This is a genomic window from Streptomyces sp. B6B3, from assembly GCF_039871525.1.
Taxonomy (GTDB): domain Bacteria; phylum Actinomycetota; class Actinomycetes; order Streptomycetales; family Streptomycetaceae; genus Streptomyces.
This window is the reverse complement of sequence record NZ_JBDPLU010000002.1, coordinates 522,926-544,871: the sequence shown is the minus strand read 5'-3', so window position 1 is coordinate 544,871 and position 21,946 is coordinate 522,926. Positions and strand designations below refer to the sequence as shown.

The following is a 21,946-nucleotide window of genomic DNA, read 5'->3' as shown; positions in this document are numbered from 1 at the left end:
GGGCTGACACTAGGGTTAACCCCCATTTCCCGAGCGAGCATGCGCGGACCGTCGCGGAGGCGGTCCGCTACAGCTCCCCACCGGACTCGGCGACCACCTCCGCGACGGTCTGCGGGCGGCGCATGGTGGTGAACGTCGCGGTCTCCCCGCCGGGTCCCTGGCCGGCCGGCCAGTAGCCGTAGACGCCGGGGCGGGGGAGCGAGTTGTAGCCGAAGGGCGTGGAGAAGTAGTAGGCGCCGGTGTCCAGCAGGGCCACGAGGTCGCCGGGCTCCAGCCGGGGCAGCGGCCGGTCGCGGGCCACCAGGTCGCCGGCGAAGCAGCAGGGGCCCGCCACGTCCTGGCGCGTCCGCGGCCCGGACTTCGGCCGCCCCTCCGCGTCGTAGGCGGCCACCCGGATCGGCCAGGACGCCGGGGCGAAGACGGTGCGGGTGGCGACCTGGGCGCCGGCGTGGGTGATCGCGATCGGGTGCCCGCCGGCCGACTTCGTGTACTCCACGCGCGCCAGGACCAGGCCCGACTTGGCCAGCAGCGACCGCCCGAACTCGGTGACCAGCCGGTAGCCGCCGTCGAACAGCGCGGGCACCTCGCGGCGCAGCAGCGCGGCGTAGTCGGCGAAGGTGGGCGTGGTCTGGTCGGAGTCGAAGTTCACCGGCAGGCCGCCGCCGATGTCGAGGGTGTCGATCTGCCGGCGGCCGGCCGCCGCGTTGATCTCCTCGGCCAGCTCGTGCGTGGCGCGCACGCCCGCGGCCATCAGGTCCAGCGGGATCCCCTGGGAGCCGACGTGGCAGTGCAGCCGGGACAGCCACGGCCGCTCCCGGCAGGCGCGCAGCACCCAGTCCCTGACCCCGGGGTCGGCCAGGGCGATGCCGAACTTCGAGGTGGCCGTGGCGGTGCTCATCGCGTCGATGCTGCCGCCGCCCAGCTGCGGGTTGAGGCGCAGGCCGATCGGCGGCGGTCCCTCGCCGGCCGCGTCGCGGCCCTTGACCAGCGCGTCCAGCCGGGCCAGCTCCTGCGGGTTGTCGACGTTGAGCGCGACGCCGAGCGCGAGGGCCTCGCGCAGCTCCGCCCGGGTCTTGGCGGGGGAGTCGAGCACGATCCGGTCGGGCGTCAGCCCGGCCGCCCTGGCCAGGGCCAGCTCGCCGGGGCTGGCCACCTCGCAGCCGATGTCCAGGCCGTCGAGCAGCCGCAGCACGGGCACCAGCGAGCCCGCCTTGACCGCGAACGTGTGCAGCACCTCCTGGCCGGGCGCCGTCACCTCGTCGAAGGCGGCGTGCAGCGCCGCGGCCGCGTCGCGTACGCCCTGGATGTCGAGCAGGGCCGCCACGGGCCGGTCGTCGTCGAGCAGCTGCTGTGCGACCGCCGCCCGTACGGCCTGGTCGCGTCGGGAATGATCCACCATGGAAGTACCCAAGCACGGACCCCAGGAGGCGCGATGTCAGGACCCCGACTCGTGCGTGCCCCGCGTGGAGCCACCCGCTCCGCCCAGGGATGGCCCCAGGAGGCCGCCCTGCGGATGCTGCAGAACAACCTCGACCCCGAGGTGGCCGAGCATCCGGACCAGCTCGTCGTCTACGGCGGCACCGGGAAGGCGGCGCGCGACTGGCGCTCCTTCGACGCCATGACGCGCACGCTGCGCACGCTCAGGGACGACGAGACGATGCTGGTGCAGTCGGGCCGCCCGGTGGGCGTGATGACGACCCACGAATGGGCCCCCCGGGTGCTCATCGCCAACTCCAACCTGGTGGGCGACTGGGCCAACTGGGAGGAGTTCCGGCGCCTGGAGCGGCTGGGCCTGACGATGTACGGGCAGATGACCGCGGGCTCCTGGATCTACATCGGCACCCAGGGCATCCTCCAGGGCACCTACGAGACGTTCGCCGCGGTGGCCGCCAAGCGGTTCGGCGGCTCGCTCGCCGGCACCATCACCCTGACCGCCGGGCTCGGCGGCATGGGCGGCGCGCAGCCGCTGGCGGTCACGATGAACGACGGCGTCGCCGTCTGCGTCGACTGCGACCCGCGGGCCATCGAGCGGCGCATCCAGCACGGCTACCTGGACCGCCGCGCCGAGTCACCGGAGGAGGCGCTGCGGCTGGCCACCGCCGCCCGCGACGCCCGGCGCCCGCTGTCCGTCGGCGTGCTGGGCAACGCCGCCGAACTGCTGCCGCGGCTGCTCGCCGAGGGCGCGCCGATCGATGTCGTCACCGACCAGACCAGCGCCCACGACCCGCTCAGCTACCTGCCGCTCGGCGTCGAGCTGGCCGACATGGCCGACTACGCCGCCGCGAAACCGGGCGAGTTCACCCAGCGGGCGCGGGAGTCGATGGCCCGGCACGTCGAGGCCATGGTGGGCTTCCAGGACGCGGGCGCCGAGGTCTTCGACTACGGCAACTCGCTGCGCGGCGAGGCGAAGCTGGCCGGCTACGAGCGGGCGTTCGCGTATCCCGGTTTCGTGCCCGCCTACATCAGGCCGCTGTTCTGCGCCGGCAGGGGACCGTTCCGCTGGGCCGCGCTCAGCGGCGAGCCGGGCGACATCGCCGCCACCGACCGCGCGCTGCTCGACCTCTTCCCGGCGGGCGACTCACCGGAGAACGAGTCGCTGGCCCGGTGGCTCAGGCTGGCCGGGGAGCGGGTGCGGTACCAGGGCCTGCCGGCCCGGATCTGCTGGCTCGGCTACGGGGAGCGGGACCGCGCGGGGGAGCGCTTCAACGACATGGTGGCGCGCGGCGAGCTCGCCGCGCCGGTGGTGATCGGCCGCGACCATCTGGACTGCGGCTCGGTCGCCTCGCCGTACCGGGAGACCGAGGGCATGCGCGACGGGTCCGACGCGATCGCGGACTGGCCGCTGCTGAACGCCATGGTCAACGTGGCGTCCGGCGCCTCCTGGGTGTCCGTCCACCACGGCGGCGGCGTCGGCATGGGCCGCTCGCTGCACGCCGGGCAGGTCACCGTCGCGGACGGCACGCCGCTGGCCGGCGAGAAGATCCGCCGGGTGCTCACCAACGACCCGGGCATGGGGGTCATCCGCCACGTGGACGCCGGCTACGAGGAGGCCGAGTCGGTGGCCGAGGAGCACGCGGTCCGCGTGCCCATGCGGGAGGAGCGATGAGCGGCCCGTGCCGGGCGGCGACCGTGCGCGACCCCGCCCGGAGGACCGACCGCCGGGGAACGGCCGGTCGCCCGCCGCACGGGAGCACGGCGGGGCCGGCCGCGCTCGGGGCGGCCCTGGCCGCCCCGAGTGAGCGGCGTCCAGGACCGGCCTGTCCCCGCTCGCGGCGTCCAGGACCGGCCTGTCCCCGCTCGCGGCGTCCAGGACCGGCCGCTCCGCGCGACTGGCCTCCGGGGCTCGGGGCGGTGGCGCCCCGCCCCGGTGCGGGGCCCTTGCCGGGCGGCGACTCGTCCCGGACCGGTCGGGGTGGTGACCGCGCGCGGAGCGGTCCGGGCCGCCGGGCGGTCTCGACTCCCTGCCCCGGTGGCCCCGCCGCGAGCACCCCGGGCGGTGCTCGTTCGCGGGGCGGTTGCGATCGCGGAGCGGCCTCGAATCCGGCGTCGGGGGCCAGGCCGTGACCGCCCATGGGGCTGGGGACGGCCTCCCGCCGGTCCCCCAGGGCCCCGACCCGGGGGGACCGGCGGGTCCCGGCGGCGCGTGTGGCGGGCGCCCTGCGTCCGACGGCGGCGCGGCGCCGGACCCCGCCGGCGACCCGGCGGGATCCGGCCGGGGGCGGGTCGAGCGCCACCCGCCCGAGGGCGAAGAGTCCGGCGACGAGCGCTCCCGCGGCGGAGCGCGCCGGGCATCCGGATCCGCCGGGCGGGCGGCCCGCGACGCCCCGCTCGGTCCGGCCGACCGGCCGGATCGGGACGTGACGGGTCGCTGGACGGGGGACCAGGGCGGCAAGCCCAGCGTGCGGCCCGAGGTCGCGGACGGCTTCCGCTCGATGTGGCGGGAGCTTGAGCCGATCGGGCGGCAGGCCGGCGGTGGCTACCGGCGGTTCGCGTGGACCGCCGCCGACGCGGCCTGCCGGGCGTGGTTCCGCGCGGCGGCCGAGCGGCGCGGGCTGCGGTACGAGGTGGACCGCAACGGGAACCAGTGGGCCTGGGCCGGCGACCCGACGCGTGCCGTCGGTGTCGGCGCGGCCGTGGTGACGGGGTCGCATCTGGACTCGGTGCCGGACGGCGGCGGCTACGACGGGCCGCTGGGCGTGGTCTCCGGCTTCGCGGCCCTCGACGAGCTGCGGGCCCGCGGACGCGCCGGCGGCCGGCCGCTGGCCGTGGTCAACTTCGCCGACGAGGAGGGCGCCCGCTTCGGCGTGTCCTGCGTCGGCTCCCGGCTCGCCAGCGGCCTGCTCGACCCCGACCGGGCCCGCGCGCTGCGGGACGCCGACGGCGTCACGCTGGCCGAGGCGCTGGCCGACGCCGGGCACGACCCGCGGGAGCTGGGGCCCGACCCCGGGCGGCTGGCCGGGATCCACGCCTTCGTCGAGCTGCACGTGGAGCAGGGCCTGGCGCTGGCCAGGACCGGCCACCCGGTCGGCGTCGGCTCCGCGATCTGGCCGCACGGCCGGTGGCGCTTCGACTTCCGCGGCGAGGCCAACCACGCCGGCACCACCCGGCTCGCGGACCGCAGGGACCCGATGCTCAGCTACGCCACGACCGTGCTCACCGCCCGGAAGAGGGCCAGGCTCGCCGAGGCGCTGGCCACCTTCGGCCGGGTCGAGGTCGAGCCGGGCGGCGTCAACGCCGTCCCGTCCCTGGTCCGCGCCTGGCTCGACGCCCGGGCGCCGGATCCGGACACCCTGGCCACGCTCGTCGCCGACATCGAGCGCGCCGCGGCCGAGCGGGGCGCCCGCGACGGCGTGGCGGTGCGGGTGACCCGCGAGTCCCACACCGGGCCCGTCGCCTTCGATCAGGGGCTGCGCGTCCGGCTCTCCGCCCGGCTCGGCGGTGCCCCGGTGCTGCCCACCGGGGCCGGGCACGACGCGGGCATCCTCGCCAGCGCCCGGCCGGCGCCGGTGCCCACGGCCATGCTCTTCGTGCGCAATCCCACGGGCGTCTCGCACGCGCCCGCCGAGCGCGCCGAGGAGGCCGACTGTCTGGCCGGAGTGGCCGCGCTGGCCGAGGTGCTGGAGGATCTCCTGTGGGAGCACCCACAGGGCCGGCACAACCCCGAGGAGCGGGAGGACCCGGTGTGTCGCTGAGCGCGCAGACCTACTGGGCGGAACACGCCTGGCTGAACGGCACCGTCGAGTCCGGGGTGCTCGTCGGCACCGCGACGAGCGGTCACATCACCTCGGTGCGACCCGGCGAGCCCGCACCACCGGCCGGGGCCGTCACGCTGCGCGGCCTGACGGTGCCGGGGCTGGCCAACGCCCACAGCCACTTCTTCCACCGGGCCCTCCGCGCCACCACCCAGATCGGCGGCGGCACCTTCTGGACCTGGCGCGAGGCGATGTACCACATCGCCGACCGGCTGACCCCCGACTACTGCTTCGAGCTGGCCCGCGCCGTCTACGCCGAGATGGTGCTGGCCGGCATCACCTGCGTCGGCGAGTTCCACTATGTGCACCACGCGCCCGGCGGCCATCCGTATCCGAACCCGAACGCCGTCGGCGAGGCGCTGATCGCGGCGGCGGCCGAGGCCGGCCTGCGCATCACCCTGCTGGACACCTGCTACCTCTCCTCGGGCTTCGGCGAGCCGCCGACCCGGCAGCAGCTCCGCTTCAGCGACGGCGACGTCGACGCCTGGGCCGAGCGGGCCGCCGGGCTGCGCCCCGACGCCACCACCCGGATCGGGGCCGCCATCCACTCGGTGCGCGCGGTGCCGGCCGAGGCGCTCGGCGTCGTCGCCCGGTGGGCGAGGGACCGGCGCGCCCCGCTGCACCTGCACCTCTCCGAGCAGCCCGCGGAGAACGACGGCTGCCGCCGGGCGCACGGCCGCACCCCCACCCGGCTGCTGGCCGACCACGACGTGCTCGGGCCGCAGACCACCGCCGTGCACGCCACGCACCTCACCGAGGAGGACATCGACCTGCTCGGCGGCTCCGCCACCCGGGTCTGCCTGTGTCCCACCACCGAGCGGGACCTGGCGGACGGCATCGGTCCCGCCAGCCGGCTGCGGCGGGCCGGCAGCCCGCTCTGCCTGGGCAGCGACAGCCACGCGATGATCGACCTCTTCGCCGAGGCCCGGGGCATCGAGCTGCACGAGCGGCTGCGCACCCGCACCCGGGGCCACTTCACCGCCGCCCAGCTGCTGCGCACGGCCACGGAGCAGGGCCACGCCGCCCTCGGCTGGCCGGAGGGCGGCCGGCTGGAGTCCGGGGCACTCGCCGACTTCACCACGATCGCGCTCGACTCCCCGCGCACCGCCGGGCCGCCGGCCCGGTTCGGCGCCGAGACCGCGGTCTACGCGGCGACCAGCGCCGACGTCCGGCACACCGTGGTCGCCGGCCGGCACGTGGTGCGCGACGGCGCCCACCAGCTGGTGCACGACCTCGCGGGCTCCCTCGGCCGCACGGTCGCCGACCTGCGCCACAGCCCGTGAGCCGCGCCGGCCCGTGCGGCGCGCCCGCTCCCCACCCCGGCTCCCATCCGGCCCGGGTCCGTCAGGGTCGCGGAGCCCGCCTCCCGTCGGCGGGCAGCGGTGGCGGGGCCGGTGGAGCCGGCGGGCCGGCCGGTCCCGTACCGTCCTCTCGTCTCGTCCCCCAGCTCCGTCCCGCCCGCCCGCTCCGTCTCGTTCGTCCCTGGTCGTGCCGGGCCGGCCGGGTCGGCACGACAACGCACCGGGAGCGCCCCCGATGCCCAGCATCGCCCTCACCCGCATCGGCACCCTCGTCACCAACGACCCCTCCCTCGGCTCCTCCGACAGCGGACCACTCGGCCGGATCCAGGACGCCGCCCTCGTCATCGAGGACGACCGGATCGCCTGGGTCGGCCCGACCAGTAGAGCACCCGCTACTGACAGTCACCATGACGCGGCCGGGCGGGCGGTGATCCCCGGCTTCGTCGACTCCCACTCGCACCTGCTCTTCGCCGGCGACCGCGCCGCGGAGTTCGCCGCCCGGATGGCCGGCACCGCCTACACCGCGGGGGGCATCGCCACCACGGTGGCCGCCACCCGGAGCGCCACCGACGACGAGCTCGCCGCCCGGCTCGGCGCGCTGCTGCGCGAGATGCTGCGCCAGGGCACCACCACCGTGGAGACCAAGTCCGGCTACGGGCTCACGGTGGCCGACGAGGCCCGCGCGCTGCGGGTGGCCCGGCGGCAGACCGACGAGGTCACCTACCTCGGCGCGCATGTGGTGGCCCCCGGCATGACCCCGGAGGCCTACCTGGCGCTGGTCACCGGGCCGATGCTGGACGCCTGCGCGCCGCACGCCCGCTGGATCGACGTCTTCTGCGAACGCGGCGCCTTCGACGCCGACCAGGCCCGCGCGGTCCTGGCCGCCGGCCGGGCCCGCGGCCTGCTGCCCCGGCTGCACGCCAACCAGCTGACCGCGGGCCCCGGCGTGCGGCTGGCCGTCGAGGTCGGCGCCGCCTCCGCCGACCACTGCACCCACCTGTCCGACGCGGACGTGGACGCCCTCGCCCAGGCCGGCCGGCGGCCCGACGAGCCCACGGTCGCCACGCTGCTGCCGGGCTGCGAGTTCTCCACCCGCTCGCCCTATCCCGACGCCCGCCGGCTGCTCGACGCCGGCGCCGTGGTGGCGCTGGCCACCGACTGCAATCCCGGCTCCTCGTTCACCAGCTCCATGCCGTTCTGCATCGCCGTCGCGGTCCGGGAGATGGGCATGACGCCGGACGAGGCGCTGTGGTCGGCCACCGCCGGCGGCGCCGCCGCCCTGCGCCGCACCGACGTCGGGCGGCTGGCGCCCGGGGCCCGGGCCGACGTGGTGCTGCTGGACGCCCCCTCGCCGGTCCATCTCGCCTACCGGCCCGGCGTCCCCCTGGTCGCCGCCGTCTGGCGGGGCGGGGCGCGAGCGGTCTGACCGCACCCCGCCGAACACTTCCCAACGCTCTCTGGCACCTCGCGATACATCGCGTTAGTGTGCGGCGACGACCAGGGGGAGGCCCGATGACGAACGACGAGCTCACGCGTGCGACTTCGGAGGAACGTGACCGGACGCCGCCCGCGCCGGTCGCTCGCCGCGGTCTCGGCGGGAACTTCTGGAAGCTGTTCGTCGCCAGCACCCTCGGCAACCTGGGGCAGGGCGTCACCGCCGTCGCCCTGCCGTGGCTGGCGACCACCCTCACCACCAACGCCTTCCTCATCGCCCTGGTCGGCGTCGCGCAGCGGCTCCCGTGGCTGGTGTTCAGCCTGCACGCCGGGGCGCTCGCCGACCGCCTCGACCGGCGCCGGCTGATGGTCGCCATGAGCCTGCTGCGGGCGCTGGTGCTGGGCGGGACGGCGGTGCTGATCGCGGCGGACGCCATGACGCTGCCCGTCCTCCTGGTCTGCGCCCTGGTCCTGGGCTTCGTCGAGGTGCTCTTCGACAACACGGCCCAGGTGATCCTGCCCGCCGTCGTCGACCGGGCGCAGCTGCCCACGGCGAACGGTCGGGTGATGAGCGCGCAGATCGTCACCGACGACTTCTTCGGCCGTCCGCTGGGCGGACTGCTGCTGGGCGTGGCGCTCGCCGTGCCGTTCGCCTTCGACGCGGGCATGGCCCTGGTGGCGGCGCTTGCGCTGTTCACCCTGCGCGGCGCGTTCCGGGCCAGCGGCGCCTCGGCCGACGGCGACCCCGCCGACAAGCCGCCCCGGCGCTCGATGCGTGCCGAAATAGCCGAGGGCGTGCGCTGGTTGTGGGGCCACTCGCTGCTGCGCCCGATGGCGATCGCCCTGGCCGTGACCAACGCCGCGGGCCAGGGCGCACTGGCGATCTACGTGCTCTACGCCCAGGAGATCCTGCACCTCGGCCCGGGCGGCTTCGCGGTGCTGATCTCGGTGGGGGGCGTCGGCGGGCTGCTCGGCGGGCTGCTCGCCGGTCGCGCGAGCCGCCGGCTGGGGCCCGGCCGCTCGCTCGTCGTCACGCTGCTCCTCGAGCTCGCGGCGTTCGCCACGGCCGCGTTCACCTCGAACGCCTACCTGGTGGGCGCGGTGATGGGGACGCTCGGCTTCGGCGTCGTGCTGTGGAACGTGGTCACGGTCTCGCTCCGGCAGACCATCATCCCGGACCGGCTGCTGGGCCGGGTCAACAGCGTCTACCGGCTGCTGGGCTGGGGGTGCATGCCGCTGGGCATGGCGCTGGGCGGCGGTCTGGTGGCCCTCGTGGAGGAGCTCGCGGGGCGTGAGGCGGGGCTGCGCGCGCCGTTCCTGGCCGTCGTGCTCGTGCTCGGCTGCCTGCTGCTGTACGTGCGGCGGCATCTCAACGGCCGGGCCATCGAGGCGGCGCTGGCGGCGGCCGAGCGATGAGTTCCGGTGCTCGCCCGGGTCTCTACCTGGACACGCACGCGTGACCACGAACGAGCACGAGGAGAGACCATGACGGCATCGGCGACGCCCACCAACCCCCGCCTGGGTGGGCTGGTTCTGGGCAGCACGAATCCGCAGCGGCTCCACGACTGGTACAAGGCGGCCTTCGCGCCCGAGGCCGAGCCCGTCCAGGAGGAGATGCCGGTGCTGGCCCTGGAGTTGGGCGGCACCTGGCTGATCTTCGAGCGACGGGACGACGTCGCCGAGCGGGCCACCGAGCCGGGGAGGGTGTTGTTCAACATCGAGGTGGACGACATCCGGGCCGCCGAGGAGCGGCTCAACGGGCTCGGCGTGACCTGGATCAGGCCGGTGTCCGAGCCGGCGCCCGGCGAGCCGGTGCGGCTGGCCACGGTCGAGGATCCGGACGGGAACTACCCGCAGATCATCGAGGACCTCAGCTAGCCGCCTCCGGCGTCGGCGCCCCGGGCCCTTCCGCCGTGCCGGCCTGCGCGGCCCACAGCCGGGCCCTGCGCAGCTCCCTGGCGGGCAGCGCCTCGCCCGCGGCCAGGATCCGCGGCCGCAGCGCGGGCTCGGTGGTCAGCGCCCGGAAGAGGAACGCGACGGACACCTCGTGGTCCGGGCGGTGCGCGATCTCGACGGGGTCACCCGCCCGGACCTCGCCCGGCGTGACGACCCGGAAGTAGCTGCCCGGCAGGGCGGCCTGCGTGAAGCGGCGCACCCAGCCGCGCTGGCCCAGCCAGTTGGCGAAGGTGGCGCAGGGGATGCGCGGCAGGCTGGCCTCCAGCACCAGGTCGGGGCCGACCCGCCAGCGCTCGCCGATCCGGACCTCGCCGAGGTCGACGCCGGCGGTGGTGAGGTTCTCGCCGAACGAGCCGTTGGACAGCTCCACGCCCAGCTCCCGCTGCCAGCGGTCCAGGTCCTCGCGGGCGTAGGCGTAGACGGCCTGGTCGTTCCCGCCGTGGTGGCGCAGGTCACAGACGGCGTCCCCGGTCAGCCCGCTGCCCCCGACGCCCCTGGGACCAGGGGCGGCCACCGGCACCGGGCCGGTGACGGGGCGCTTGTCGATGCCGGTCAGGCCGCTCGGCGTGTCCGTCCTGGCGGACGCGGCGGCCGTGCCGAGGTTCACGGACAGGATGCTGGGGACCTCGAGACGCATTCCCGCACCCTAACTGGAGCGCACTGGAGTGAGGAGCGGCGGGCGCGCGCGTCGCGCGCCGCCGCACCGCTCCTTCCCACCCTGACGCACCCCTGCGCCAACCCTCGGTGGGCCCTGCTCCTCGACTGCTCCTCGACCGCTTCTCGGCCGCTCCTGGCTACTCCTCGACCATGAGGCCGCGGCGCAGCCGGCTCAGCGTGCGGGCCAGCAGCCGGGACACGTGCATCTGCGAGATGCCCAGCTCGTCGCCGATCTCCGACTGCGTCATGTTGGCCACGAAGCGCAGCGACAGGATCCGCCGGTCGCGCGGCGACAGTTCGGCGATGAGCGGCTTCAGGGACTCGATGTACTCGATGCCCTCCAGACCGTGGTCCTCGTAGCCGATGCGGTCGGCCAGCGCGCCCTCCGCCTCGTCCTCCTCCGGCTGCGCGTCCAGCGAGCTGGCGGTGTACGCGTTGGACGCGGCCATGCCCTCGACGATCTCGTCGTGGGAGAGGTTCAGCCGCTCCGCGAGCTCCGCGACGGTGGGTGCCCGGTCCAGCTTCTGGGCGAGCTCGTCCCCGGCCTTCGCCAGGTCCAGGCGCAGCTCCTGGAGCCGCCGCGGCACCCGCACCGACCAGGAGGTGTCACGGAAGAAACGCTTGATCTCGCCGACGATGGTGGGCATCGCGAAGGTCGGGAACTCCACCCCGCGGTCGGCCTCGAACCGGTCGATCGCCTTGATCAGCCCTATCGTGCCGACCTGGATGATGTCCTCCATGGGCTCGCTGCGCGAGCGGAACCGCGCCGCGGCGAACTTCACCAGGGCGAGGTTGAGCTCGACCAGCGTGTTGCGCACGTAGGCGTACTCGTGGGTGCCCTCCTCCAGGATCCGCAGGCGTTGGAAGAGGCTCTTGGAAAGCGCCCGCGCGTCGAGCGGCCCCACCTCGTCGAACGGCGGGATCTCCGGCAACGGAGGCAGCGCCACGGTCGCGTCGGGCTCGACCCGCGGCTCCTCGGCAGTCGTGGCAGCCGCGGCACGAGGGCCGGTCGCGGCTGTCGCGGCCGGCGGAGGAGGCGCGGCGGGCTCGGCGTCGGTCTGCCGTGGCACCGCGAGCCGCGGTGGCTCGACGGGTGCACGGGTCGCCTCGGCGGGGGCGACGGGGTCCAGCTCGGTGATCTCGACGGTCCCGGGGTCGTCGGTTCGGGGGGCCGGTGACATGTGGTGTGTCCTCCGTGGGTCTCGCGGCATATGGCTGCCAAAGCCGTCGCTGGCACTGATGAGTGCGGCGCCTCCAAAGCCGGCATGGGGAGAGCCTCTCCCCTGTTCGTCTCTCTACGCCTACCGGTCCATAGCCGGGTATGGCAAGTCTGCTACGCCCGAATTGCGAGTAATGTCGGACCTGTTAGGGTGCCCAGCGGACCTCCTAGGGGCTAGGGTTTCGAACCTAGCCAGGAAAGCGCTCCAATTTGAAGGGGGCTGCATGGACCGAGGGATGCCGGAAGAGACCAGCCGGCGCCAGCTGTCGGTTTCCGTGCGGCGCGTGGGCGGGGGCGCGAGCGCCGTGGTGCGACCGGTCGGTGAGCTCGATCACCATTCGGCGGCCACGTTGCGCGAGTCCCTGGAGGCCTGCGTGGCCGACGGGGTCGCCCGGATCGTGATCGATCTCTCGGATCTGGAGTTCTGCGACTCCACCGGGCTGAACGTGCTGCTCACCACGCGGATCGCCGCCCAGGCGGCGGGCGGCGAGGTGCACCTCGCGGGCATGCGCCCGATCGTCGCCCGGGTCCTGGAGATCACCGGCGCCGGCGCCGTGTTCACCGTGCACGGCACCCTCGGCGACGCGCTCGCCGCGCTGCCCGCGGAATGAACAGGGCGTCCCCGAGGTGGCGACGCCCGGCCTCCTGCTGTACGTGATGCCGTCGCACGAGTCACACTATTCCCGGGCTCGGGAGGGTGTGCTCGTCGACGGCGAGGGCAGGAGTCACATCACGTCCGGACATCGGGACGAGGGCCGGCCTCGGCCGGCGCCCGCCCCGGCCGTCAGCTACGTCAGTTGAAACGGTCATTTCATGACAGGCCACCGGTGCGACGATGCGGTGAGGGGAGGCGTGCGTTGAGTACCACCCGTCCGTATGCCACGGGCGACAACGGCCCGGAGCCTGCCTCCCAATCGGTCCGCCAGGTGCGCCGACTCCGCCTGGTCGGCATCCAGGGAGCGGTGTCCCGGGCCCGGGAGTTCACCCGCCAGGCCCTGTACGACTGGGGATGGTTGCCCGCCTCCACCGCCGAGCAGCGGGCCGCGGCCGAGGACGTGCTGCTGGTCGTCTCCGAACTCGTCACCAACGCCTGCCTGCACGCCGAGGGCCCCGAGGAACTCCGCGTCGCGCTGGCCCCCAAGCACCTCCGCGTCGAGGTCAGCGATCGTGGCACGGGTGCGCCCATGCTGCGCGCCAGTCGCAGCGCCGGGCGACCGGGCGGGCACGGCATGTACATAGTGCAGCGGCTGTGCCTGGACTGGGGTGTGCTCCACGAGTCCGACGCGGGGGGCAAGTCGGTCTGGGCCGAACTGGCCGCGCCCGGCGTCGACTGACCGTCGACCCACCGGCGCCGACCGGCACCGACCGGTGTACCCGTGGCTCCGTTCCGGCGCCTTTCCGCGACCGGTCCGCCGCGTCGGGCACGTGCCATTCCGGTCATTGTCCCCGGCAGCGCATTCCGCTGCGTCTACCATCGGCCCATGACCCGAGTACTGCTCGCCGAGGACGACGCGTCCATCTCGGAACCCCTGACCCGGGCGCTGCGCCGCGAGGGTTACGAGGTGGACGTGCGGGAGGACGGCCCCGCGGCGCTGCGGGCCGGACTGCGCGGGGACATCGACCTGGTCGTGCTCGACCTGGGTCTGCCCGGCATGGACGGACTCGAGGTCTGTCGTCGACTCCGCACCGAGGGGCTCGGGCTGCCGGTCCTCATCCTGACCGCCCGGGCCGACGAGGTGGACACCGTCGTGGGCCTGGACGCGGGCGCCGACGACTACGTCACCAAGCCGTTCCGGCTGGCCGAGCTGCTGGCCCGGGTCCGGGCGTTGCTCCGCCGCGGCACCGCGGAGACGGCCCCGGCGCCGACGGTGCACGGCATCCGGATCGACGTGGAGTCGCACCGGGCCTGGATGGGCGAGGACGAGCTGCACCTGACCGCCAAGGAGTTCGACCTGCTGCGGGTGCTGGTGCGGGACGCCGGCCGGGTGGTCACCCGCGAGCAGCTGATGCGCGAGGTGTGGGACACCACCTGGTGGTCCTCGACCAAGACGCTGGACATGCACATCTCCTGGCTGCGGAAGAAGCTCGGCGACGACGCGGCCAATCCGCGCTACATCGCCACCGTCCGCGGGGTGGGCTTCCGCTTCGAGAAGAGCTGACCGCCCCGACCCCGCGCCCCGACCCCGACTCCACCACCGACGCCACCCCGGACCCGACCCGCCCCAGCCCGACCGGAAGCCAGGAAACCCGCGTGCGCCGCCGACTGATCAACTCCACGCTCGCCGTGGTGCTCGTCGTCGTGGCCGTCTTCGGCGTCTCCCTGTTCCTCGTCGAGGCCAGCCTCATCGAGGCCAGCGCCCGCGACAAGCTCCAGTCCGAGGCGGCCCGTCTGGTGGCGGACGTCGAGAGCCGCATCGCCGCCGGCGAGCCGGTGACCGAGGAGGAGATGGTCTCCTCCGTCCCGGCCGAACGCTACGTCGTGATCGACCTGGCCGACGGGCGGACGCTGACCCTGGGCGAGAAGCCCGAGGGCGGGGTGACCGAGGCGTCCGAGAGCGGCGTGCACGGCGAGTTCGTCACCGTGCAACAGCCGGGCAGCGTGGTCACCAACGAGCTCGGCCGGATGCTGGTGGTCATCCTGGTGGTCTCGGTGCTCGCGGTGGTGGCGGCGGCGCTGCTCGCGGTGCGCCAGGCGCGCCGGGTGGCCGCCCCGCTGACCGACCTGGCCGAGACCGCGGAACGGCTCGGCTCCGGCGATCCGCGCCCGCGCCACCGGCGGTACGGCGTGGCCGAGTTGGATCGGGTGGCGGACGTCCTGGACGCGAGCGCGGAACGGATCGCGCGGATGCTCACCGCGGAACGGCGCCTGGCCACCGACGCCTCGCACCAGCTCCGCACGCCGCTGACCGCGCTGTCCATGCGCCTTGAGGAGATCATGGGCACCGAGGACCGGGACACCGTCCACGAGGAGGCGGCCATCGCGCTGGCCCAGGTGGAGCGGCTCACCGAGGTGGTGCAGCGGCTGCTGACCAACTCGCGCGACCCGCGCTCCGCCTCGGCGGTCAGTTTCGACCTGGACGAGGTGGTGCGCCAGCAGATCGAGGAGTGGAAGCCGGCCTACCGCGGCGCCGGCCGGGCCATCGTGCACTCCGGACGCGAGGGGCTGCGGGCGGTGGGCACGCCCGGCGCGGTGGCCACGGTGCTGGCCACGCTGGTGGAGAACTCGCTGATGCACGGCGCGGGCACGGTGGCGCTGCGCACCCGGACCACGGGGAACCAGGCGGTGGTCGAGGTCACCGACGAGGGCCCCGGTGTGCCGACGGACCTGGGCGCCCGGGTCTTCGAACGCACGGTGAGCGGGCGCAACTCCACCGGCCTCGGCCTCGCCGTGGCCCGCGACCTCGCCGAGGCGGACGGCGGCCGCCTGGAACTCCTGAACCAGCGCCCGCCCGTGTTCGCGCTGTTCCTGAGCCGCGAAGCGGATCAGACATCGGGTGGGGCCTGAGCCGCGAAGCGGATCAGGCGTCGGGTGGGGCCTGAGCCGCGAGGCGGATCAGGCCGCCGGGGCCGGTTCGGGGTCCCGTTCGACGTCGCGGAAGACCCAGGTGCGGTAGGACCAGAACCGGAAGAGCGACGCGATGCCGAGCCCGACCACGTTCTTCGCGAGGTTGTCGGCCAGCGGCGAGGTGAACCCCAGGCCGTAGTGGGAGATGGCCAGCATGCCGTTCTCGATCACCATGCCGACGCCGGAGAACAGCAGGAAGAGGCTGGCCTCCCGCCGCCTGCGGCGCTTGTCGCGGTGCCGGTAGGTCCAGTAGCGGTTCCCGAGGTAGTTCGTGAAGATCGCGGCGGAGGTGGCGATCACCCCCGAGCGCACCGGGGCCAGCCCCGCCGCCTGGCTGCAGAGGTTGAAGACCAGCACGTTCACCAGGAAGCCGAAGGCCCCCACGGTGCCGAACTTCGCCACCTCGCGGGCGATGCCGCGCAGCCGGTCGGGCAGCGGTGGGGAAGGGCCGGTCATGACCGCCATGCTAGGACCCCGTCGGCCGGGCCCACGACGGGGTGGCCGGTGCCGGGGTCGCCGCCGGGCGTCGGCCTGTCCGACCCGCCAGCTACGCTGGGTGCGTGACGTTCCCGGTAGTCGGCATGATCGGCGGTGGCCAGCTGGCCCGCATGACCCACGAGGCCAGCATCCCGCTGGGGATCGGGTTTCGGGTCCTCAGCGAGCGACCGCAGGACTCGGCGGCGCGGGTGGCGGCCGACGTCGTCGTGGGCGACCACCGCGATCTCGCCACGCTGCGTGACTTCGCCCGCGGCTGCGACGTGATCACCTTCGACCACGAGCACGTGCCCACCGAGCACCTGCGGGCGTTGCAGGCGGACGGCGTCGCCGTGCGTCCTGGGCCGGACGCGCTGGTGCACGCCCAGGACAAGGGCGTGATGCGGGCCCGGCTCAGCGAGCTGGGCGTTCCCTGCCCGGTGCACCGGATCGTCGCGGATCCGGCCGACGTCCGGCGCTTCGCCGAGCGGGAGGCCGGCGGCTATCCGGTGGTGCTGAAGACCGTCAGGGGCGGGTACGACGGCAAGGGCGTGTGGCTGCTGCGGTCGGCCGCCGAGGCCGCGGACGCCGGGCCGGCCGCGGAGCCGTTCCTGGCCGGCGTCCCGGTGCTGGCCGAGGAGGCGGTGGACTTCACCCGTGAGCTGGCGGCCAACGTGGTGCGCTCGCCGCACGGCCAGGCCGTCGCGTACCCCGTGGTGGAGTCCGTGCAGGTGGCCGGCGTGTGCGACACCGTGATCGCGCCCGCCCCCGGCCTGTCCGCCGAGCTCGCGCTGCGGGCCCAGCGGCTGGCGCTGCGCATCGCCCAGGAGCTGGACCTGGTCGGGCATCTGGCGGTCGAGCTCTTCCAGACCGGGGACGACCGGATCCTGGTCAACGAGCTGGCCATGCGCCCGCACAACTCGGGGCACTGGACCCAGGACGGCGCGGTCACCTCGCAGTTCGCCAACCACCTGCGGGCCGTGCTCGACCTGCCGCTGGGCGACCCGCGCCCGCGCGCCCCCTGGACCGTGATGACGAACGTGCTCGGCGGCGACTACCCCGACCTGTACCCGGCGTTCCTGCACTGCATGGCGCGCGACCCGGGGCTGAAGATCCACGTGTACGGGAAGGACGTGAAGCCGGGCCGCAAGGTCGGGCACGTCACCGCCTTCGGCGAGGAGCTGGGCGAGGTGCGGGAGCGCGCCCGGCACGCCGCCGACTATCTGCGAGGGGTCATCGACGAGTGAGCATCGACGGATTCCGGCGCGTCCGGCAGCCGCGGACCCGCGGGAGGCGCGGATGACCGGGGCGGGCGCGCCGCTGGTCGGCGTCGTGATGGGCTCGGACTCCGACTGGCCGGTGATGCGCGGCGCGGCCGACGCGCTGGCCGAGTTCGGGGTGGCGCACGAGGTGGACGTCGTCTCGGCGCACCGCATGCCGCAGGAGATGATCGCGTACGGCGAGGGCGCCGCCGGGCGCGGGCTGCGGGTGATCATCGCCGGTGCGGGCGGCGCCGCCCATCTGCCGGGGATGCTGGCGGCGGTGACCCCGCTGCCGGTCGTCGGGGTGCCGGTGCCGCTGGCCCATCTGGACGGCATGGACTCGCTGCTGTCCATCGTGCAGATGCCCGCCGGGGTGCCGGTGGCCACGGTCTCCGTCGGTGGCGCGCGGAACGCGGGGCTGCTCGCGGTGCGGATGCTGGCGGCGCACGATCCGGCGCTGCGGGAGCGGATGACCGCCTTCCAGGACGCGTTGCGGGAGCAGGCCACCGAGAAGGGCCGGCGCCTGCGCAGGACGCTTGCCGCTGAGGAATCGCCGGGCGCCCTGCCCTGACCTTCCCGGACCGGCCCGTGGCCGGCACCGCCTCGGCTCCGGCCGGTCGGCTCCGCACCGCCACGCCCGCCGGCGGTCGCCGCCGACCCGACCGGGCTGATCCCGGCCGGCCCGGGCCCGACGACGTACCACTCGACCCTCAACCGACCGACCCACCCCCGGCCGCGCGACCCGGGCCCGGGGCGCCGACCGTCATCGCCGTTCGAGGAGGCGCCGTGAGCAGGCTGGACAAGGCACGGGAGCTGCTGGCCGAGCACCCCGTCGTGGACGGGCACAACGACCTGCCGTGGCATCTGCGGGTGCAGGTCGGGTACGACCTGGACCGCCGCGACATCGCCGTGGACCAGAGCGCGCACCTGCACACCGACCTTCCGCGGCTGCGTGCCGGCGGGGTGGGCGCCCAGTTCTGGTCGGTCTACGTCAGCGTCGCGCTGACCGGGGACGCCGCCGTCAGCGCCTGTCTGGAGCAGATCGACGCGGTGCGGCTGCTGCTCGCCCGCTATCCGGACGCGCTGCGCGAGGCGTTGACCGCCGACGACATGGAGGCGGCGCGGTCCGAGGGCCGGGTGGCCTCGCTCATGGGCGCCGAGGGTGGGCACGCGATCAACAACTCGCTGGGCACGCTGCGCGGCCTGTACCGGCTCGGCGTCCGGTACCTGACGCTGACCCACAACGCCACCCTGGACTGGGCCGACGCGGCCACCGACGCGCCGCGGCACGACGGCCTCACCGCGTTCGGCGAGGAGGTGGTGCGCGAGATGAACCGGCTGGGCATGCTCGTCGACCTCTCCCATGTGGCCCCGGCCACCATGCGCGACGCGCTGCGGGTGACCGAGGCGCCGGTGATCTTCTCGCACTCCTCGGCGCGCGCCGTCTGCGACCATCCGCGCAACGTGCCCGACGACGTGTTGGCGGCGCTGCCGGCCAACGGCGGGGTGGCGATGGCGACGTTCGTGCCGCAGTTCGTGCTGCCGGAGGCCATGGAGTGGGACCGGCTGGCGGACGAGTACACGTCCGCCCAGGGCCTGGACCCGATGGCCACGGGGGAGGACGCGCGGCGGCTGCTGCGCGCGTTCGAGGAGAGCCACCCGCGCCCGCGCGCCACCCTGGCCGCGGTCGCCGACCATCTCGACCACATGCGCGAGGTGGCCGGCGTGGACCACCTCGGCATCGGCGGTGACTTCGACGGGGTGACCTACCTGCCGGACGGCCTGCAGAGCGTCGCGGACTACCCGAACCTGCTCGCCGAGCTGCTCGGCCGCGGCTGGTCGGACGCCGACCTGGCGAAGCTCACCTGGCGGAACGCGGTGCGGGTGCTGCGCGACGCGGAGGCCGCCGCCCGGGACATCGCGGCCCGCCGCGGACCCTCCCTCGCGACGATCGAGGAGCTCGACGGCCCCGGCGGCGGCTGAACGACACACCGGAAAGGGCCCGTTCGCGCCGGGTCAACGTCGGTTCCGCTCCCGTACATTGCCTACCGAACGGTCGGTAGGGGGGAGCTGTACCGAGGAGGTCCTCGCGGATGCAAAGACGGAGAGCCGTACACGGAGCGCTGCTGACGCTGGCGGTCACCGCCGGCCTGATCGCCACGGGACCGCCGGCCGCGTCCCAGAGCGGCGGCGGGGAGTTGACCGCCACGGTCGTCTCCTCCCGACCCGACACCGTCTCGGGCGGTGACGCGCTGGTCGAGATCGAGGCTCGCGGCCGGGTCGACCTGGACCGGGTGACGATCGAGATCGACGGCCGGGACGTGACCGGCGCGTTCCACGAGGACCCGCACGCGGGCCGGCACCGGGACACGCTGCTGGGGCTGGTCACCGGCCTCGCCGAGGGCCCGAACGAGCTCACCGCCGAGGTGCCGGGCGACCACCGGGTCAGGCCCGCGGACCTGGTCCTGGAGAACCACCCGCGCACCGGGCCGGTGTTCTCGGGGCCGCAGGAGACGCCGTTCGTCTGCGACACCGAGCGGTTCACGATGGTCACCGGCGAACGTCTGGGCCCGCCGCTGGACGAGGACTGCTCGGTGGAGACCCGGGTCGACCACGTCTACCGCACCACGACGGGCGAGCTGCGCCCGCTGCCCGCCGACACCACCCGGCCCGCCGACCTGGCCTGGACCACCACCAACGAGGGCGAGCGCGTGCCGTACATCGTCCGGGTGGAGACCGGGACCATCAACCGGGCCATCTATGAGATCGCGATGCTCGCCGACCCGGCGGAGGAGCGCGCGCCCGACGTGCTGCACCGCTCGCCGGGCTGGAACGGGCGGCTCGTCTACACCTTCGGCGGCGGCTGCACGGACGGCTGGTACGTCCAGGGGCGGCGGACCGGCGGCGTGACCGAGGACGGCATGCTCGCCAAGGGCTACGCGGTGGCCTCCTCCACCCTCAACGTTTTCGGTAACAACTGCAACGACCTGCTGGCCGCCGAGTCGATGGCGATGGTCAAGGAGCGGTTCGTCGAGGCGTACGGCAACCCGCGGTTCACCATCGGCTGGGGCTGCTCCGGCGGCTCTTACCAGGCGCAGCAGATCGGCGACAACTACCCGGGCCTGCTGGACGGCATCATCGTCGGCTGCAGCTTCCCCGACGTCGGCTTCGGCACCGTCCACACGGTCTCCGACGCCCGGCTGCTGGACCACTACTTCGAGGAGACGGCGCCCGGCGCGTTCACCCAGGAACAGCAGCGCGCGGTGTCCGGCTTCGGGGTCTGGGAGAGCATCGGCAACCTCGCCGTCGCCGGGGGCCGCATCGACCCGCGGATCTTCTGCCCCGACCAGTTGCCGGTGGAGCTGCGCTACGACCCGGTGACCAATCCGACCGGCGCGCGCTGCGACGTCTACGACCACACCGTCAACGTCTACGGCACCGATCCGGCCACCGGCTTCGCGCGGCGGCCGCTGGACAACGTCGGCATCGAGTACGGCCGTGGCGCGCTCGGCGACGGCGGGATCACCGTCGACCAGTTCCTCGACCTGAACGAGGGCATCGGCGGGTTCGACGCCGACGCCAACCATGTGCCCGAGCGGACCGTGGCCGATCCGCGGGCCACCGAGGCGGCGTACGCGACGGGCCGGCTGCTCAACGGCGGCGGCGGGCTGGCCGGGATGCCGATCATCGACCACCGCGAGTACACGGACCTGAACGAGAACGGCGACATCCACATGAGCTTCCAGGGCTTCGCCACCCGGGAGCGGCTGGAGCAGGCCAACGGGACCTCGGCGAACCAGGTCATGCTCGTCCAGGAGGACGAGGCCTACGGCGGCTTCACCTCGAACAATCCGGTCCTCGCCGAGGCGCTGGACCAGATGGACGCCTGGGTGACCGGCATCCAGGCCGACCACCGGCACGGCTCACCGCTGGACCGGGTGATCCGCAACCGGCCGGCCGACCTCCAGGAGGCGTGCTGGACCCGGGACGACGTGAAGATCGTGGAGCGTCAGGAGCCGGGCAACGGCACCACCCGCTGCAACACCGAGTACCCGGTGTGGGAGTCGCCCCGGATGGTGGCCGGCGCGGGGATCGAGAACGACGTGGTCGCCTGCCAGCTCCGGCCGGTCGACCCCGACTCGTACGGCGTGCCGCTCACCGCGGCCCAGGAGGAGCGGCTGCGGTCGGTCTTCCCCGACGGGGTCTGCGACTGGTCCAGGGACGGCGTCGGCCAGCGGGGCCTGAACGGCACCTGGCAGGTCTTCTGATCGGGGCCTGATCCGGCGTGGATCCGTCCGGAAGGGTCACCGTGCGATTCCGACATTCTGTGCCATAGAACGAAATGGCATCCGATGGGCGTCCGGCCGTGACCGAACTCACTTTCGTCCGGCCGGACGCCGCCCGGCCCTCTTCGTCGGAATTCCCCGCCCCGGCAAGTCGTGTCCGCTGGGTGCGAGTTGGTGGCTTGGGCGGAGCTCGGAGGGCGTCGTCGGGGGCGGGTGGGTATTTCCGATCTTGGGGCGGGATGGGCCTGAGTGCTCCCCGTTTCTTGTCTCGCCCGAATTCCTCGGATTACGGTGCATCCGCGCCGCACCCGCGGCGAGCCGCTACCGGACGCCGAATCCTGTCACCGGGTGCGGGACAGCAGCAATTCCGCGTGACAGGAGCGGGGGACCCAATTTCCGCCTGGTCTGCCACGGCAGATCACGGCTAGGGGTGAAGCCACCTCGCGAATTCGGCGCGACAGCGCCCGAATCGGCGGTGGCCGGGCGACTCCGGCCCGAACCCGACAGCTCACCTCGCAGGCGTAGGAGGAGGAGCTCACC

General features: G+C 74.3%; 18 protein-coding genes and 1 riboswitch. Of the genes, 14 read left to right on the top strand and 4 right to left on the bottom strand.

From position 1 onward, the window contains the following. Window positions 1-67: 67 nt before the first annotated feature. Window positions 68-1,399 carry a diaminopimelate decarboxylase gene (locus ABGB06_RS06680; protein WP_347586208.1) on the bottom strand — a complete coding sequence of 444 codons (1,332 nt, stop codon included), beginning with the start codon at window positions 1,397-1,399 and terminating at the stop codon, window positions 68-70. 33 nt (window positions 1,400-1,432) lie between these two features. Here ABGB06_RS06680 and hutU point away from each other — a divergent pair, with 33 nt between their 5' ends. From hutU to ABGB06_RS06650, 6 genes are all read left to right on the top strand, one after another. Next, the gene (gene hutU / locus ABGB06_RS06675; RefSeq protein ID WP_347586207.1) at window positions 1,433-3,106 is read left to right on the top strand and encodes a urocanate hydratase; all 1,674 of its coding nucleotides are present in this window, start codon (window positions 1,433-1,435) and stop codon (window positions 3,104-3,106) included. An 826-nt stretch (window positions 3,107-3,932) separates the two neighbouring features. Beyond that, entirely contained in the window at window positions 3,933-5,192 is a 1,260-nt protein-coding gene (locus ABGB06_RS06670) for an allantoate amidohydrolase (RefSeq protein WP_347586593.1), read from the top strand. Then, a complete protein-coding gene (locus ABGB06_RS06665; protein ID WP_347586205.1) occupies window positions 5,183-6,535 on the top strand; it encodes a formimidoylglutamate deiminase in 1,353 nt (450 codons plus the stop codon). The genes ABGB06_RS06670 and ABGB06_RS06665 overlap by 10 nt, the downstream gene beginning before the upstream one ends. A 253-nt stretch (window positions 6,536-6,788) precedes the next feature. Continuing rightward, on the top strand, window positions 6,789-7,979 hold the full coding sequence (gene hutI, locus ABGB06_RS06660; protein ID WP_347586203.1) for an imidazolonepropionase: 1,191 nt from the start codon (window positions 6,789-6,791) through the stop codon (window positions 7,977-7,979). An 86-nt stretch (window positions 7,980-8,065) separates the two neighbouring features. Beyond that, window positions 8,066-9,403 carry an MFS transporter gene (locus tag ABGB06_RS06655; protein ID WP_347586201.1) on the top strand — a complete coding sequence of 446 codons (1,338 nt, stop codon included), beginning with the start codon at window positions 8,066-8,068 and terminating at the stop codon, window positions 9,401-9,403. 69 nt (window positions 9,404-9,472) lie between these two features. Continuing rightward, window positions 9,473-9,865, top strand: coding sequence for a VOC family protein (locus tag ABGB06_RS06650; protein ID WP_347586199.1), 393 nt, complete (start codon window positions 9,473-9,475; stop codon window positions 9,863-9,865). Here ABGB06_RS06650 and ABGB06_RS06645 read toward each other — a convergent pair. Both ABGB06_RS06645 and ABGB06_RS06640 read right to left on the bottom strand, forming a co-directional pair. Further along, the gene (locus ABGB06_RS06645; protein ID WP_347586198.1) at window positions 9,858-10,580 is read right to left on the bottom strand and encodes an MOSC domain-containing protein; all 723 of its coding nucleotides are present in this window, start codon (window positions 10,578-10,580) and stop codon (window positions 9,858-9,860) included. The genes ABGB06_RS06650 and ABGB06_RS06645 overlap by 8 nt on opposite strands. A 157-nt stretch (window positions 10,581-10,737) precedes the next feature. Next, a complete protein-coding gene (locus ABGB06_RS06640) occupies window positions 10,738-11,781 on the bottom strand; it encodes an RNA polymerase sigma factor SigF (protein WP_347586196.1) in 1,044 nt (347 codons plus the stop codon). Between the two features lie 262 nt (window positions 11,782-12,043). Here ABGB06_RS06640 and ABGB06_RS06635 point away from each other — a divergent pair, with 262 nt between their 5' ends. From ABGB06_RS06635 to ABGB06_RS06620, 4 genes are all read left to right on the top strand, one after another. Further along, the gene (locus ABGB06_RS06635; RefSeq protein ID WP_347586194.1) at window positions 12,044-12,430 is read left to right on the top strand and encodes an STAS domain-containing protein; all 387 of its coding nucleotides are present in this window, start codon (window positions 12,044-12,046) and stop codon (window positions 12,428-12,430) included. Between the two features lie 246 nt (window positions 12,431-12,676). Next, complete coding sequence (locus ABGB06_RS06630; protein ID WP_347586193.1) at window positions 12,677-13,153, top strand: ATP-binding protein; 477 nt, start codon at window positions 12,677-12,679, stop codon at window positions 13,151-13,153. Window positions 13,154-13,300: 147 nt separating this feature from the next. Continuing rightward, on the top strand, window positions 13,301-13,978 hold the full coding sequence (locus tag ABGB06_RS06625) for a response regulator transcription factor (RefSeq protein ID WP_347586191.1): 678 nt from the start codon (window positions 13,301-13,303) through the stop codon (window positions 13,976-13,978). 92 nt (window positions 13,979-14,070) lie between these two features. Further along, the gene (locus ABGB06_RS06620) at window positions 14,071-15,324 is read left to right on the top strand and encodes an ATP-binding protein (RefSeq protein WP_347586190.1); all 1,254 of its coding nucleotides are present in this window, start codon (window positions 14,071-14,073) and stop codon (window positions 15,322-15,324) included. A 48-nt stretch (window positions 15,325-15,372) separates the two neighbouring features. Here ABGB06_RS06620 and ABGB06_RS06615 read toward each other — a convergent pair whose 3' ends face one another. After that, entirely contained in the window at window positions 15,373-15,840 is a 468-nt protein-coding gene (locus tag ABGB06_RS06615; protein WP_347586188.1) for a GtrA family protein, read from the bottom strand. Window positions 15,841-15,965: 125 nt separating this feature from the next. Between ABGB06_RS06615 and ABGB06_RS06610 the strand changes: the two genes are divergently transcribed. The 4 genes from ABGB06_RS06610 to ABGB06_RS06595 all read left to right on the top strand — a co-directional run bounded on the left by ABGB06_RS06610 (window position 15,966) and on the right by ABGB06_RS06595 (window position 21,388). Further along, the gene (locus ABGB06_RS06610) at window positions 15,966-17,105 is read left to right on the top strand and encodes a 5-(carboxyamino)imidazole ribonucleotide synthase (RefSeq protein ID WP_347586591.1); all 1,140 of its coding nucleotides are present in this window, start codon (window positions 15,966-15,968) and stop codon (window positions 17,103-17,105) included. A 52-nt stretch (window positions 17,106-17,157) separates the two neighbouring features. Beyond that, complete coding sequence (gene purE, locus ABGB06_RS06605) at window positions 17,158-17,691, top strand: 5-(carboxyamino)imidazole ribonucleotide mutase (RefSeq protein WP_347586186.1); 534 nt, start codon at window positions 17,158-17,160, stop codon at window positions 17,689-17,691. Window positions 17,692-17,906: 215 nt separating this feature from the next. Next, window positions 17,907-19,103 carry a dipeptidase gene (locus ABGB06_RS06600; RefSeq protein ID WP_347586184.1) on the top strand — a complete coding sequence of 399 codons (1,197 nt, stop codon included), beginning with the start codon at window positions 17,907-17,909 and terminating at the stop codon, window positions 19,101-19,103. Window positions 19,104-19,213: 110 nt separating this feature from the next. Beyond that, window positions 19,214-21,388: a DUF6351 family protein gene (locus tag ABGB06_RS06595; protein ID WP_347586182.1), complete on the top strand. Its 2,175-nt coding sequence runs from the start codon at window positions 19,214-19,216 to the stop codon at window positions 21,386-21,388. Between the two features lie 337 nt (window positions 21,389-21,725). After that, window positions 21,726-21,942: riboswitch (cyclic di-AMP (ydaO/yuaA leader) on the top strand. Window positions 21,943-21,946 lie beyond the last annotated feature (4 nt).

What these genes read in the sequence shown, in the direction of transcription:
- ABGB06_RS06645 (WP_347586198.1), bottom strand. Translation starts at nt 10,580, where the DNA reads ATGCGTCTCGAGGTCCCCAGCATCCTGTCCGTGAACCTCGGCACGGCC.
- ABGB06_RS06635 (WP_347586194.1), top strand. Translation starts at nt 12,044, where the DNA reads ATGGACCGAGGGATGCCGGAAGAGACCAGCCGGCGCCAGCTGTCGGTT.
- ABGB06_RS06625 (WP_347586191.1), top strand. Translation starts at nt 13,301, where the DNA reads ATGACCCGAGTACTGCTCGCCGAGGACGACGCGTCCATCTCGGAACCC.
- ABGB06_RS06610 (WP_347586591.1), top strand. Translation starts at nt 15,966, where the DNA reads ATGATCGGCGGTGGCCAGCTGGCCCGCATGACCCACGAGGCCAGCATC.
- ABGB06_RS06680 (WP_347586208.1), bottom strand. Translation starts at nt 1,399, where the DNA reads ATGGTGGATCATTCCCGACGCGACCAGGCCGTACGGGCGGCGGTCGCA.
- purE (WP_347586186.1), top strand. Translation starts at nt 17,158, where the DNA reads ATGACCGGGGCGGGCGCGCCGCTGGTCGGCGTCGTGATGGGCTCGGAC.
- ABGB06_RS06615 (WP_347586188.1), bottom strand. Translation starts at nt 15,840, where the DNA reads ATGACCGGCCCTTCCCCACCGCTGCCCGACCGGCTGCGCGGCATCGCC.
- ABGB06_RS06655 (WP_347586201.1), top strand. Translation starts at nt 8,066, where the DNA reads ATGACGAACGACGAGCTCACGCGTGCGACTTCGGAGGAACGTGACCGG.
- hutI (WP_347586203.1), top strand. Translation starts at nt 6,789, where the DNA reads ATGCCCAGCATCGCCCTCACCCGCATCGGCACCCTCGTCACCAACGAC.
- ABGB06_RS06670 (WP_347586593.1), top strand. Translation starts at nt 3,933, where the DNA reads ATGTGGCGGGAGCTTGAGCCGATCGGGCGGCAGGCCGGCGGTGGCTAC.
- ABGB06_RS06650 (WP_347586199.1), top strand. Translation starts at nt 9,473, where the DNA reads ATGACGGCATCGGCGACGCCCACCAACCCCCGCCTGGGTGGGCTGGTT.
- ABGB06_RS06595 (WP_347586182.1), top strand. Translation starts at nt 19,214, where the DNA reads ATGCAAAGACGGAGAGCCGTACACGGAGCGCTGCTGACGCTGGCGGTC.
- ABGB06_RS06640 (WP_347586196.1), bottom strand. Translation starts at nt 11,781, where the DNA reads ATGTCACCGGCCCCCCGAACCGACGACCCCGGGACCGTCGAGATCACC.
- hutU (WP_347586207.1), top strand. Translation starts at nt 1,433, where the DNA reads ATGTCAGGACCCCGACTCGTGCGTGCCCCGCGTGGAGCCACCCGCTCC.